The 13,493-nt window shown below is 67.3% G+C and carries 12 protein-coding genes and 1 pseudogene; 6 read left to right on the forward strand and 7 right to left on the reverse strand.

Annotated elements, in window-relative coordinates; translation table 11 throughout:
- Positions 1-38: 38 nt before the first annotated feature.
- Positions 39-458 carry a GFA family protein gene (locus tag PSPA7_RS29875; RefSeq protein WP_012078036.1) on the reverse strand — a complete coding sequence of 140 codons (420 nt, stop codon included), beginning with the start codon at positions 456-458 and terminating at the stop codon, positions 39-41.
- 68 nt (positions 459-526) lie between these two features.
- On the opposite strand from PSPA7_RS29875, the gene PSPA7_RS29880 reads away from it, so the two are divergent.
- From PSPA7_RS29880 to PSPA7_RS29895, 4 genes are all read left to right on the forward strand, one after another.
- Positions 527-1,471, forward strand: coding sequence for an AEC family transporter (locus PSPA7_RS29880; protein WP_074197252.1), 945 nt, complete (start codon positions 527-529; stop codon positions 1,469-1,471).
- Positions 1,468-1,830, forward strand: coding sequence for a DUF2388 domain-containing protein (locus PSPA7_RS29885; RefSeq protein ID WP_012078038.1), 363 nt, complete (start codon positions 1,468-1,470; stop codon positions 1,828-1,830). Before PSPA7_RS29880 ends, PSPA7_RS29885 begins: the two co-directional genes overlap by 4 nt.
- A 274-nt stretch (positions 1,831-2,104) precedes the next feature.
- Positions 2,105-3,409, forward strand: a complete 1,305-nt coding sequence (locus PSPA7_RS29890; RefSeq protein ID WP_012078039.1) for a CitMHS family transporter — start codon at positions 2,105-2,107, stop codon at positions 3,407-3,409.
- Positions 3,410-3,429: 20 nt separating this feature from the next.
- Positions 3,430-4,194: a TerC family protein gene (locus PSPA7_RS29895; RefSeq protein WP_003151049.1), complete on the forward strand. Its 765-nt coding sequence runs from the start codon at positions 3,430-3,432 to the stop codon at positions 4,192-4,194.
- A 5-nt stretch (positions 4,195-4,199) separates the two neighbouring features.
- On the opposite strand, the pseudogene PSPA7_RS31775 reads toward PSPA7_RS29895, so the two are convergent.
- The 3 genes and pseudogenes from PSPA7_RS31775 to PSPA7_RS29905 all read right to left on the reverse strand — a co-directional run bounded on the left by PSPA7_RS31775 (position 4,200) and on the right by PSPA7_RS29905 (position 6,758).
- Positions 4,200-4,456: pseudogene (locus PSPA7_RS31775) on the reverse strand (hypothetical protein).
- Positions 4,453-5,592, reverse strand: a complete 1,140-nt coding sequence (locus PSPA7_RS29900) for an RNA ligase RtcB family protein (protein WP_012078040.1) — start codon at positions 5,590-5,592, stop codon at positions 4,453-4,455. Before PSPA7_RS29900 ends, PSPA7_RS31775 begins: the two are co-directional and overlap by 4 nt.
- A gap of 365 nt (positions 5,593-5,957) precedes the next feature.
- Positions 5,958-6,758: a transporter substrate-binding domain-containing protein gene (locus PSPA7_RS29905; RefSeq protein WP_074197253.1), complete on the reverse strand. Its 801-nt coding sequence runs from the start codon at positions 6,756-6,758 to the stop codon at positions 5,958-5,960.
- Between the two features lie 375 nt (positions 6,759-7,133).
- On the opposite strand from PSPA7_RS29905, the gene PSPA7_RS29910 reads away from it, so the two are divergent.
- Positions 7,134-8,882, forward strand: a complete 1,749-nt coding sequence (locus PSPA7_RS29910; protein WP_003151046.1) for a Na/Pi cotransporter family protein — start codon at positions 7,134-7,136, stop codon at positions 8,880-8,882.
- 68 nt (positions 8,883-8,950) lie between these two features.
- Positions 8,951-10,324 (forward strand): M16 family metallopeptidase, encoded by a 1,374-nt coding sequence (locus PSPA7_RS29915; RefSeq protein ID WP_012078042.1) that lies wholly within the window; start codon positions 8,951-8,953, stop codon positions 10,322-10,324.
- A 5-nt stretch (positions 10,325-10,329) separates the two neighbouring features.
- Here the strand turns inward: PSPA7_RS29915 and PSPA7_RS29920 are convergent, their stop codons facing one another.
- The 3 genes from PSPA7_RS29920 to PSPA7_RS31790 all read right to left on the reverse strand — a co-directional run bounded on the left by PSPA7_RS29920 (position 10,330) and on the right by PSPA7_RS31790 (position 13,450).
- Entirely contained in the window at positions 10,330-10,890 is a 561-nt protein-coding gene (locus PSPA7_RS29920) for a GNAT family N-acetyltransferase (RefSeq protein WP_003096934.1), read from the reverse strand.
- A 138-nt stretch (positions 10,891-11,028) separates the two neighbouring features.
- Positions 11,029-12,318: an MFS transporter gene (locus PSPA7_RS29925; protein ID WP_003151041.1), complete on the reverse strand. Its 1,290-nt coding sequence runs from the start codon at positions 12,316-12,318 to the stop codon at positions 11,029-11,031.
- A 211-nt stretch (positions 12,319-12,529) separates the two neighbouring features.
- Entirely contained in the window at positions 12,530-13,450 is a 921-nt protein-coding gene (locus PSPA7_RS31790; RefSeq protein WP_012078043.1) for a fimbrial protein, read from the reverse strand.
- Positions 13,451-13,493: the final 43 nt, after the last annotated feature.

Consider the following 13,493-nt stretch of genomic DNA (forward strand, 5'->3'; position numbering starts at 1 on the left):
GCGTTATTCACCCTACAGGTGTCACCTCCGGACTTCGCTCACGGGTCGTCCGCTGCGGCGATGAACTCCTCGTCCTCTTCGGGCAACTGTGGGTCAAGGTGTAGCCATGGCAGGCGGCTGCCGACCCAGATGTGCCGGTTGGCGGGGACGCGCTCGGGATGGTCGAGGCTGGCCACGGTGAAGTCCAGGGTATCGGCGCTGAGCCGAGTGAACAACGCCAGGTTGGCCCCGCAGCGCGGGCAGAAATAGCGCGTGCAACTGGCCGACGAGGCGTACTCCGCCGGTTCGCCCGCCAGCCAGCGGAACGCCGCGCGCGGCACCGTGGCCCAGGTGGTGACGATGCCGCCGGTGGTGCGCCGGCAGATCGAGCAATGGCAATGGGCGACGTCGTCCAGCGGCGCGGCGACGGCGTAGCGCAGGTGGCCGCAGTGGCAGCCGCCAGCATGGGTTTCGGACATGACGAATCCTCCGCACGGGAAGGTTCAGCATAAGCCGGACTTGCCCTGCGCCGCAGCCTCCTCGCAAGATGGGCGGATTCCACCATCCGGGGGTGCCCGTGACCGCTCTGCTCTACTCCCTCTGGCCGCTGTTCGCCCTCATCGTCGGCGGTTACGCCCTGCGCCGCTGGGACTTTCCCGGCGAAGCCTTCTGGCCTGCCGCCGAACGCCTGAACTACTTCATCCTGTTTCCCGCGCTGCTGTTCAGCAACCTGGCGACCGCGCCGCTGGACGACCCCGGCCTGGCCCGCCAGGCTCTGGCCGTACTGCTCGGGCTCGGCGTCGCCTGGCTCGCCCTGTTGCTCTGCAAGCGCTGGCGCGGCTGGGACGCCGGGCGCTTCGGCGCCATCGCCCAGGGTGTGCTGCGCTTCAACACCTACCTCGGCCTGGCCGCGGTCGGCAGCCTGTACGGCAAGCCGGGCCTGACCCTGGCCGCGCTGATGCTGGCGTTGATGGTGCCGACGGTGAACGTGATGTCGGTCTGGGCACTGACCGCCGAGCGCGGCATCAGCCTGCGCGGCTTGCTCCTGCCGATCCTGAAGAACCCGCTGATCCTCGCCTGCCTGGCCGGTGCCCTGGTCAACCTGGCCGGCGTCGGCCTGCCCGGCGGCAGCGACCGCCTGCTCAACCTGCTGGCGGTGGCCAGCCTGCCGCTGGGCCTGCTGTGCGTCGGCGCGGCGCTGAAACCCCAGGAACTCGGCGGCGAAGTCGCGGCCCTTGGCTGGAACTGCGCGGCGCGGCTGCTGGCGATGCCCCTGCTGGCCTTCGCCATCGCTCGCGGGCTGGGTCTGCCGAGCATGGAAAGCGCCGTGCTGGTGCTGTTCTTCGCCCTGCCGACGGCGCCCACCGCCTATGTGCTGACCCGCCAACTGGGCGGCGACGGCCACCTGATGGCGGGCATCATCACCTTGCAAACCCTGCTTGCCGGCGCCACCCTGGTCGGCGTACTTCTCGTGCTGCAAGGAAGCCCATGACGACAGGACGCGTCGCCGCCGCCCTCACTGCGCTCTGCCTGTTCTGCCAACCGACCTTCGGTTTCATCAAGGTGGTTCCCGAATTCGACGACGAACCCGGCGCCGCCACCTTCTTCTGGGCGGCCTTCACCACCGTCGGCCCGTTCATCGGCACCACCGTCAGCGCACAGGAGTCCGGTTCTGACGAAGGCGACAAGCTCGTCCAGGCGCGGGACGACGCCGCCAGCTTCGTCGCCAGCGACGGTGCGATCCGCGGCGCATACCTCCAGGCGGCCCTGCGGGTCCTGCGACTGTCCCCGGGAAACGCCGGGTACAGCGACCTGCAACTGGCCGCGGCGCTCCTCGCCTGGCAGCCCTGATCGGCCACATATCCGGAATTACCCGCACGTTTCCCGCCGTTATCCAGCGAAAGCTGCCTGAAAGCTTCCCGCCGTAGCATCCGCCCACCACCGGCAGAAGACCGGTCACGACGGCGCGTCCATGAGACGCCCGTTTACCCGTACAAAAACAACAATGGTGATTGCCATGCCCCGTTCCGCACATGCCCACAGCCGCACTCCGTCCGCGCGACGCCTACCGCACGCCGCCTGCTGATCGCACGCCGCCCGTCCGCCGTCTTCCCGGAGTGTTCCCATGCTGACCCTGCTCGCCTTCGCCATGGTGGCGACCTTCATGTTCCTGATCATGACCAAGCGCCTGTCCGCGCTGATCGCGCTGATCCTGGTCCCGATCGCCTTCGCCCTGCTCGGCGGTTTCGCCGCCGGCCTCGGCCCGATGATGCTCGACGGCATCCGTACCCTGGCGCCGACCGGGGTGATGCTGATGTTCGCCATCCTCTATTTCGCCATCATGATCGACTCCGGGCTGTTCGACCCGGCGGTGCGCAAGATCCTCCGGCTGGTCAAGGGCGACCCGCTGAAGGTCTCGCTGGGCACCGCGGCGCTGGCGATGATCGTCTCCCTCGACGGCGACGGCTCGACCACCTACATGATCTGCGTGGCCGCCGTGCTGCCGCTGTACAGCCGCCTGGGCATGAGCCCGCTGGTGATGGCCTGCCTGATCATGCTCTCCAGCGGCGTGCTCAACATGACCCCCTGGGGCGGCCCCACTGCCCGCGCGGCCAGTGCCCTGCACGTCGATCCGGCGGACATCTTCGTGCCGATGATCCCGGCGATGATCGCCGGGCTGCTGGCGATCTTCGCCATCGCCTGGATCTACGGCAAGCGCGAGCGCGCCCGCCTCGGCGAGCTGCACCTGCCCACCGACCACGAGGACCTGGCGGAGATCAGCGTATCGCAGTACCCGGAGGCGCGCCGGCCCAGGCTGCTGTGGTTCAACGCGCTCCTCACCGTGGTCCTGATGGCGACCCTGATCGCCGGCCTGCTGCCGATGCCGGTGCTGTTCATGATCGCCTTCGGCATCGCCATGATCGTCAACTACCCGTGCATCCAGGAACAGAAGAAGCGCATCGGCGCACACGCCGAGAACATCCTCGCGGTGGTCTCGCTGATCTTCGCCGCCGGGGTGTTCACCGGCATCCTCTCCGGCACCGGGATGGTCGACGCCATGTCCAAGAGCCTTCTGGCGGTGATCCCGCCGGCGCTGGGCCCATACCTGGCGACCATCACCGCGCTGGTGAGCATGCCGTTCACCTTCTTCATGTCCAACGACGCCTTCTACTACGGCGTCCTGCCGATCCTCACCCAGGCCGCCGCCGAATACGGCATCACCCCGGTGGAAATGGCCCGCGCCTCGATCGTCGGCCAGCCCGTGCACCTGCTCAGCCCGCTGGTGCCCTCCACCTACCTGCTGGTGGGGCTGGCCAAGATCGACTTCGGCGACCACCAGCGCTTCACCCTGAAATGGGCCGTGCTGGTGTGCCTGGCGATCCTCGCCATGGCCCTGCTGCTGGGCCTGTTCCCCCTTTTCAGTGACTGACCGAGACGAGTGACCGCTTCATGGAATGGCTGACCAGCCCGGAAATCTGGATTGCGTTCTTCACCCTGGCCGCCCTGGAGATCGTCCTCGGCATCGACAACATCATCATGATCTCGATCCTGGTCGGGCGCATGCCGAAGCACCTGCAGCCGCGCACCCGCTTCTTCGGCCTGGCCCTGGCGATGGTCACGCGGATCCTGCTGTTGCTGTCGATCACCTGGGTGATGCGCCTGACCGCCGACCTCTTCCACCTGTTCGGCCAGGGTATCTCCGGGCGCGACCTGATCCTGTTCTTCGGCGGACTGTTCCTGCTCTGGAAAAGCAGTTCGGAGATCTATCAGGGCCTGGAGGGCGAGGAAGAGAGCGGCGAGCAGCCGAAAGGCTCGGCGGGAGGCTTCATCGGCACCATCGTCCAGATCGCGATCATCGACATCGTGTTCTCCCTGGACTCGGTGATCACCGCCGTCGGCATGGTCTCCCACGTGCCGGTGATGGTCGCGGCGATCATCGTCGCGGTACTGGTGATGATGCTCTGCGCCGGCGCCATCAGCGACTTCATCGACAAGCATCCGTCGCTGAAGATGCTCGCCCTGTCGTTCCTCATCGTGGTCGGCACGGTGCTGATCGCCGAAGCCTTCGAGGTCCACGTACCCAAGGGCTACGTCTACTTCGCCATGGCCTTCTCCCTGGCCGTGGAGGCGCTGAACATCCGCATGCGCGGCGCCGCCGCGCGCAAGCGGGGCGAAGAGCCGGTGAAGCTGCGCCGCGAAGTGCTCGGTGACTGAGCCCTTCAGGCAGGCTCGAAGCGCTCGCCGCGAAATACCCTGCGAGCCTCGCCACGGCTGACCCGGGCATGTGCCTGGTGGCGCTCGGCGCGTAGCGCGTCGCTGGCACTGTTCGCTCGCTCCTCCAGACGCCGGCCATCTCCTCGAGCACCTCGACCGTGACGCCGGCCGCCGCCTCGACGCACAGCCGCTCGAACGCCTTCGCCACCGCCAGGCAGCATTCCGCCGGCCCCTGGGCTGCGGAGAGTTGCAGCAGGATCATCGGCAGCACTCCCCGCGGGTCTTGTAGGTCAGCACCGGCTTCAGGCGGGCGACCAGGCGCAGCAGGCCGGCCTCGAGCAACGCGCCGACCACCGAGTCGATGCCCTTGTAGGCTTCCGGCGCTTCCTCGTAGATCAACTGGCGGTCGCCGCAAATCACCCGGCTGCCCAGTCGCGTGCGACCCAACTGGTCGACGCTGAAGCGCGCCGACAGACGCTCGCGGCACTCGCCACGCTGCCACTTGCGCCCCGCGCCGTGGGCCAGGGAGAACAGGCTGAGCGCGCTCGGCAGCGGCTCCACCAGGTAGCTGTAGTCGCCGCGCGAGCCGGGAATCACCACCGCGCCCTGGTCGGCCGGAGTGGCACCCTTGCGCTGCAGCCAGCCGTGGACACCGTCGACCTGTGCCGCGGCCACCAGGTTGTGGTTGACGTCGAGCAGTTCCAGGCCGTCGCAGCGCAAGCGTTCGAGAATGCGCCGGGCGATCAGCTGGCGGTTGCCTTCGGCGAAGCGCAGCGCCTCGGCGTGGCGCGCCAGGTAGGCGGCGGCCTCCAGGCTGCCGTCGGGCAGCCCGGCATGGCCGCGCAGGCTGACGTGCTCCTGCAGGATTGCCTGGCCCAGGCCGCGCGAGCCGCTGTGCACCAGCAGTTGCAGGCGCCCGGCGTCGAGACCGAGGGCATGCAGGGCGGCCCGGTCGAACACCGTCTCGACCTGCTGCAGTTCGGCGAAGTGGTTGCCGCCGCCGATCGTGCCGAGCGCACGCCAGTGCTCGCGGGCCGGCAGCTCCAGGGCTTCGATGCAGTCGTGCCAGGAGTCGTCCAGCGGCAGGTCGAGGTTGCCCAGGCGTTTCTCCAGCTTGTCCGCCGACAATTTTCCGGGAACCAGCCCGGTTTCCCAAAGCGCCATGCCGCAGCCGATGTCGTTGCCGACCAGCGCCGGGTAGAAGCGGCCGGCGGAGAAGAACGCCGCGCCGACCGGGTAGCCGCGCCCGGGATGCAGGTCCGGCAGGCCGACGACCCGCTGCATGCCGTCCAGCGCGGCGGTGGTTTGCAGTTGCTGGATCGCCTTGCCCTCGATCCAGGTGCTGTCCGAGGCGATCAGCGTGACGCCCGCGGACAAAGGCTTGATGTAGTTGCCCATAATCCAATCCATGTGATTGAAACGGTAGATCCGGGGGGCAGACCGAAGCCGAGCGGGCACTCGCGGATGGGCGAAGGGCGTCTAACGGAAAGGTGAAAACCTGGGGAGCGGTGACCGCGGCAGCCGATGACCCCTCGCCGGAGACTTGCGCGGTGGCAAGGGCGGGAATCGTTCAGCGTTGCAGGGGGTCGAGCGGTAGGTTTCGGTGGCCGTTAGGCCAGGCGCAGCCTGCAAAGGGTAGAGAACTGAATCATCGATGTAACCTCCTTTGCGGTGCGTGAGCGGGAAATGAAAGGCGAATCCTAGGTGTTTCATTCCCGCTGCGCAACCCCCATCGGGGCCGCGCAGCGGAAACGCGGGGCGCGTCACTGACCGGAGAGCGCCTGCACGGCCCCCGGCATCTCGCTGTTCCAGCGCTGGTAGAGAGTGCGCAGCTCGCCGGATTCGGCCATCTGCCGCACCCGCGCGTCATAGACCTCGCGCAGCAGGCGTCCGCTGGCACTGTCGGCGAAGGTCATGAAGGACTCCTTGCCCGGTGGCAGTTGCGCGATGGGATAGGCATCCGCTGCCAGGCGCGCTTCGCTGCGCTGCACCTGCAGCTCGTCCGGCTCGTCGAGGAAGAAGTCCAGCTCGCCGGCCTGCAACTGCTCGGTGCAGCGCTCCGGGCGAATGCACTCGACCAGGGTGAAGTCGCGCTGCTCGAGCGGGATCAGGTTGTAGCTGTGGCGCCAGCCGACGCGCTTGCCGGTCAGGCTGGCGCGGCCGGAGAACGGCGTCTTCGCCGCATGCATCACGCCGTGGTACTCGATATCGATCGGCAGCTGGGCGTACAGCTTGCCTTCCACCCCCGGAATCTCGCCGGGCACGCCGTCGACCATCGAGCCCGCGGTCATCAGCTTGTTGGCCCGGTTCCAGGGCATGTTCATGAACTTCAGGTCGAGGCCATAGGGCGCGTAGACCTGTTTCAACAGGTCCCAGTACAGGCCGCTGCCGTCGGCGTTGGTGTAGCCTTCCCAGACCGGCGCGGCGAAGGTCGCCTTGCGAATGTGCGCCTGCTCCAGACTGTCGCCCAGCGCATCGGCCCGTGCCTCCGTCGCCGCTCCCAGCCCCAGCGCCAACACCGCTGCCGAGAGGCAGCCACTGATCCCCGCAAATCGCATCCGCACCACTCCTCTACATCCCTCTAGACCGGGGCTTTTTAAAGGCGCAAAGGATACCTTTCCTGTCGCCCAATTCCATGGCCTGTGGCGCAAACGTACGCATCGGGCGGACGCCCGGTCGCGGCGAAAAAATCCTCGCCGCTCCCCGGCGCGCACACTTAACTGGAGGGAAAGCGCCCCGGCGTTCAGGCCATCGGGACGAACTCCCGCGGGGGACATCGGTCCAAATATGACGTTCGTGTTACAAAATGCCTGAACGCTGTCGTTCCACCGTGGCCGTCGGCGCCCTCCGGGTCCGGGAAAGGACGCCGGGCACGGGTGCCTGCCGTACGGAACCTGGCGCGAGGTTGGCCATTCGTCGAAGTGCCAGGGGGCCACGCCATGCTGAAACTGCTCGACCTGCTCTCCGCCGTCGCCCTGCTGGTATGGGGCACGCATATCGTGCGCAGCGGTATTCTCCGGGTCTACGGTGCCGACCTGCGGCGCATCCTCAGTCGCAGCGTGGAAAGGCGCCCGCTGGCGTTCGCCGCCGGGATCGGCGTCACCGCCCTGGTGCAGAGCAGCAACGCCACCGCCCTGCTGGCCACCTCCTTCGTCGCCCAGGGCCTGATGGCGCTGGCCCCGGCGCTGGCGATCATGCTCGGTGCCGACGTCGGCACCGCCCTCATGGCGCGGGTGCTGACCCTCGACCTGTCCTGGCTGTCACCGTTGCTGATCTTCTTCGGCGTGATCTTCTTCCTCAGCCGCAAGCAGACCCGCCTTGGCCAGCTCGGCCGGGTGTTCATCGGCCTGGGCCTGATCATCCTGGCGTTGCAGCTGATCGTCGCCGCCGCCGAGCCGATGACCCAGGCCAAGGGCGTCAAGGTACTGTTCTCCAGCCTGACCGGCGACATCATGCTCGATGCGCTGACCGGCGCGCTGTTCGCCATGATTTCCTATTCCAGCCTCGCCGCCGTGCTGCTCACCGCGACCCTCGCCGCGTCCAAGGTGATCTCGCTGAAGGTCGCGCTGTGCCTGGTGGTCGGCGCCAACCTCGGCAGCGGCATCCTGGCCATGCTCAGCGCCACCGCGCAGAACGCCGCCGGACGCCGGGTGGCCCTCGGCAGCCTGCTGTTCAAGATCGCCGGTTGCCTGCTGGTGCTGCCGCTGGTGGGCCCGCTGGCGGACTGGATGGACCACTGGCAGTTCAGCACCGCCGAACTGGTGATCGCCTTCCACGTACTCTACAACGCCGCCCGCTGCCTGGCCTGCCTGCCGCTGACCAACGCCATGGCCAGCTTCTGCACCCGGGTGATGCCCGACCGCGCGCAGCCCGACGACGTCGCCCGGCCCCGCCACCTCGACCCCGCCGCCCTCGACACACCGAGCCTGGCGTTGGCCAACGCAGTGCGCGAGACCCTGCGCATGGGCGACATCGTCGAGCAGATGCTCAATGACCTGATGCAGATCATCCGCGGCGGCGACCCGCTGCTGGGCAAGAACATCCGCAAGCTCGACGATGATGTCGACGCCCTCTATACCGCGATCAAGCTGTACCTGGCGCGGATGCCGCGCGAGGACCTGTCGGAGCGCGACAGCCGGCGCTGGGCGGAAATCATCGAGCTGGCGATCAACCTGGAGCAGGCCGGGGATATCATCGAGCACATGCTCGCCGCCGTGCAGGACAAGAAGACCTCGCGCAGCCGCTCCTTCTCCGACACCGGCCTGGAGGAGATCGGCACCCTGTACCAGCAGTTGATCGCCAACCTGCGCCTGGGTCTCTCGGTGTTCCTCAATGGCGACCTCGACAGCGCCAAGCGCCTGCGCCGGGCCAAGCAGCGCTTCCGCCTGCAGGAGCGGCGCTATGCCCATGCCCACGTGGACCGCCTGCACCAGCAGGTGGTGCAGAGTATCGAGACCAGCTCCCTGCACCTGGACCTGATCAGCGACATGAAGCGCCTCAACTCGCTGTTCTGCGCCATCGCCTACGCCGTGCTGGACAATCCCGACGCGCCACACAGCGCCGCCGACGAGCGCAGCCGCGAGACGGACGACGACTGGGCCGACGAGGTCGACGACATGACCTCGTCGGCCCTGGCCGAACCGGCGCTCGCGAAGGAACCGGCGGAGCCGCGCCGCTCGCGACATTAGCCGTTCTGCGGGTAGGTTCGTCATGAAGCATCCGCTATTCTCGGTATTTTCGGTTCCAGGCCCGGCCCATGCGTTCGTTGTCCACCCTGCTGCTGTTCTGTCTGCTCTGCCCCTGGTCGTACGCCGACCAGCGCAGCGAGGTCGAAGCCTTTCAGCTGGAAAACGGCATGGGCGTGCTGCTCAAGCCCACCGAGCAGCGCCGGCACGTCTCGATCCGGCTGGTGGTGGGGGTCGGCTTCGCCGACTTCTCGTGCCGTGAAAAGCAGCTGCCGCACCTGCTCGAGCACCTGTTCTTCAGCGGCCTGGACGGCGGCGACGAGGCCGACCTGGAGGCCCGCATGCAAGCCCTGGGCGGCCAGTGGAACGCCTACACCAGCGAGGGCGACACCACCTTCGTCATCGAGGCGCCGGCCGCTACCCAGCGCCAGGTCCTTGACCTGCTGCTGGATACCATCACCCGCACCGAACTGGACGAACCGCGCATCGCCGCCGCCAAGCGGGTGATCGAGCGCGAGGGCGGCGGCCATTACTCGCACCTGCAACGTTGGCTCGACCGCGAGAACCTCGGCCGCGGCGCCATGGACCAGCTGGCGGTGGAGCTGGGCCTGGCCTGCTCCCAGCGCGCGCCGCTGGCGCCGCTCAGCGCCGAGCAGCTGGAGCGGTTGCGCAGCGACTGGTACGTGCCGGGCAACATGACCCTGATCATGGTCGGCGATCTCGACCCGCGCCTGCCGGCCTACCTGACCCGCACCTTCGGCGCCCTGCAGGACCAGGAGGTCCCCGAGCGTCGAGAGCTGCCAGCGGCCAACGGCCACGCCGAGGCCAGGCGCACCCTGCTCACCCGGCTGTTCGGCGAAGGCGCGATGCTGCACTGGATCTTCCCCGAGCCGGACGACGCCGACCCGGACGCCATGGTCCTGCTCCAGGCCTATATGAACGACGCGCTGTACGCCGACCTGCGCGTCCGTCGCGGACTCACCTACGGGCCGTCGACCGATCGCCAGGTGTTCGCCAACCAGGGCTTCTTCAGCCTCGACGCGGATGTCGAGCGCGGCGACTTGCCGGCCACCGAGGCCGCCCTGCGCGAACTGCTCGACGGCATCCGCCAGCATGGCCTGGACCCGGGGCGTTTCAAGCGGGTGCAATACGCCGAGCGCGCCAGGCTGGCCTGGAGCACCCAGGGCAACGCGGCGCTGGCTGACTATTACTGGGGCTCGCTGGCCGACTACGAGGAAGGCCATTTCCCCGACGAGGAGCGACGCCTGGCCAAGGTCCGGAAACAACAGGTGGACGCGCTGGCGCAACGGCTGTTCGACGGCGAGGGCTACCTGCGCATCGAAAAGCCGCTGTTCGACGACGACATGCTCTATCCGCTGCTGCTCGCCGCCGGCCTGCTGGCCAGCGGCCTGCTCTGGTTCGGCCTGCGCCGCCGGCGCGCCTGAGCGCGCTACAGGGCCAGGCGGTGGATGACCTGGGTCGAGTCGTCCGGATCGCGCTGGCCGACGAAGCCCAATGCGCAGCAGAGATCGCGCATCGCCCGGTTGGCCGCCGAATCCACCGAGTACATCTGGCGGAAGCCGTTGCGCCGCGCCACATCGATCAGGTGGCGCATCAGCACGGCGTCCAGCCCGAGGCCCTGGTAATCGTCGGCGATGGTCACCGCGCATTCGCACTGCCCTTCCTCGCAGCAGGCGGCGTAGCGGCTGATGCCGACCTCGCGCAGCTCGCCGTCCTCGTGCACCAGGGCGACGAAGGCCATGCTCTGCTGGTAGTCGATATCCATCAACTGGTCGAGCAGCGCCGGACTGGCTTCCTTGATCTCGCCGAGGAAGCGGAAGTGGCGGGTCGCCGGGGACAGCCGGTTGATGAACTGGCGTTCACGCTCCCGGTCCTCCTCGCGCAGGGGACGGATCAGCACGTGGCGGCCATCGTCGAGGGACTCGACCCAGTGGTCGCCCTCCACCGCCGCGAACGCAGAAGACCGGCTGGCATTTTGTACATTGGACATGATGCGATCTCCGTAAAAGAAAGTCGGTACGGCTACTGGCTTCCTGTCTACGCGGTTTGGCGCGACACCGGTTGATCGACATCAACGCCGTCGGCGCGGCTCCCGCGGGAGCCGACGCACGGCGTGCGACCGGATGCCTCAGGCGTTGGCCAGCTCGGCCTCGGCGATCTGCTTGCCGCGCCGGCGGAACAGCACCAGGGTGGCGAGCAGCCCGAGCAATGCCGCGCCGCTCAGCCAGATGCCCGGTGCCGCGCGGTTGTCCAGGACGTGGATCAGCCAGGTGCAGGCAGCCGGGGTGAAGCCACCGAAGGTCGCGGTGGCCAGGCTGTAGGCCAGGGAGAAGCCGGTGGTGCGCACCTCCGCCGGCATCACCTCGGTGAGCGCCACCACCATCGCGCCGTTGTAGCTGCTGTAGAGGAACGACAGCCACAGCTCGACGCCGAGCAGGCCGGCGAAACTCGGCTCGCTTACCAGCCAGGACAGCGCCGGGTAGGCGGTGAGCATCGCCAGGATGGACGCTCCCAGCAGCAGGGGCTTGCGCCCCACACGGTCGGAGAAGGCTCCCATCACCGGCAGCCAGATGAAGTTGGACAGGCCGATGCACATGGTCACCAGCAGGCTGTCGAGGTCCGACAGATGCAGTTCGTTCTTGCCGAAGGTCGGGGTATAGGCGGTGATCAGGTAGAACGACACGGTGGTCATCACCACCATCGCCATGCCGGCCAGGACCAGGCCGAGGTTCTGCCCGATCGAGCGCAGCACCTGCGGCAACGACGGCCGGTGGGTACGCGCCTCGAACTCCGGGGTCTCCTCCAGCGAGCGGCGGATGACGAACAGCGCCGGGACGATCAGGCAGCCGATGAGGAACGGCACGCGCCAACCCCACTCGCCCATGTCCTGCGGACTCAGCCACTGGTTGAGGAGCACGCCGAGCAGGCCGGCGAAGACCACCGCCACCTGCTGGCTGGCCGATTGCCAGCTGACGAAGAAGCCCTTGCGTCCGGGCGTGGCGATTTCTGACAGATAGACCGACACGCCGCCCAGCTCGACACCGGCGGAAAAGCCCTGCAGCAGGCGGCCGAACAGCACCAGCAGCGGCGCCGCCACGCCCAGCGTGGAATATCCGGGGACGAAGGCGATCAGCAGGGTGCCCATGGCCATCAGGCCGAGGGTGATGATCAGGCCCCGACGACGTCCGTGGCGATCGATGTAGGCGCCGAGGAGGATCGCCCCCAGCGGCCGCATCAGGAAGCCGGCGCCGAAGGTGGCGAGGGCCAGCATCAGGGAGGCGAACGGGTTGTCGCCGGGAAAGAAGGTCTTGGCGATGGCGGTGGCGTAGAAGCCATACACCATGAAGTCGTACATCTCGAGGAAGTTGCCACTGACCACACGGAAAATGGCGACGCCTTTGGATTTATTCGAGGCCATGGGACACACACTCAGGCAGACACGGGGAAGCGGTCCATGGCGGCGTCGATGGCCACGCAGGCGGGTACGTCATCCATCGACCGAGTTGTAACCATATGTGTAAAAACCTCGAGGAAACAACAGAAATCGGCTGGAAGGTGCCAGATAGAGGCCTTTTGAAAGCTGGCTGAAAGCTTCGGTACGCAATCCGGTGCACGGTGCCCCTCGCGATTCAGTTGTAGCTGAGGGTGAAGCTCAGGATCGCCTGCGCCTTGCCGGGAACGACCCGCTGGCCGGTCTGGATGTAGCGGGCCACCAGCGCCAGCAAGGTGTCGCCACTGGCGGCCACGCCCATGGCATGCGCCTGTCCCAACGGGATGGGTTGCCCGTTGGCCGCATCGAGGACCTGGATACCCACTCCGCTGGCGCTCGAAGTGCTGACCAGGTTGATAGTGCCCACGTAGCCGGTGTTCTGGAAAGTCTTGTCGAGAGTCAGGTTCATCCTGGCGCCCGGCGTGCAGTTGAGTTCGAGGGCGAACGCCCTGGCCCCCAGCGTGGTGCCCGGCCCCTTGAAACCACTGGCCTCGACCTGGCCAAGGTCGACGGTCTTGCCGCTGTTCTTCAACTCGCAGGAAGAGCCGACCACCTGGACCGGCGAAAAACTGAAGGTGAAGAGGTCCTTCTTGTAGAAGTCCCCCTGCAGCGAGACCGGACGTGTCATCACCTTGAAACTGGGAAAGCTGAAGGTCCCGCCGCTGACAGGCCCGGTCTTGATCAGCTTGAAGACCTGGGTGAAGGGATAGGTGCGCGAGCCCAGCAGATAGGGGAACGGTACCTCGAGGAGGGAACTCTCGTCGTTCAGCGAACCGACGCTCATGTTGTAGGTCACCGACTCATGATTCCTGGTACCCCAGTACAGGCCCACACCCGCCACCCCTGTCGGGTACACGGAATATCCCGGGGCGGAGAAAGACTGGATCGAAGGGTTGGAACCCCACTTGAAATACACCGCCTTGCTCCCGGTCGGGTAGTACAGGTTGGCGCACTCCATGGCGGTGGGAACTTCCCTGGTCGCCAGGACGGTACCTGCCGGCGCGTCGCGCTGCACCGTGATCGGTCCGGGAAATGCCACCTGCACGCTGGACGAGCCCACGGGTACGCAAACATCCATCAGCCCCGCGCGGGCGGACACGGGC

It is taken from the genome of Pseudomonas paraeruginosa PA7 (assembly GCF_000017205.1).
In the GTDB taxonomy this organism is placed as follows: domain Bacteria; phylum Pseudomonadota; class Gammaproteobacteria; order Pseudomonadales; family Pseudomonadaceae; genus Pseudomonas; species Pseudomonas paraeruginosa.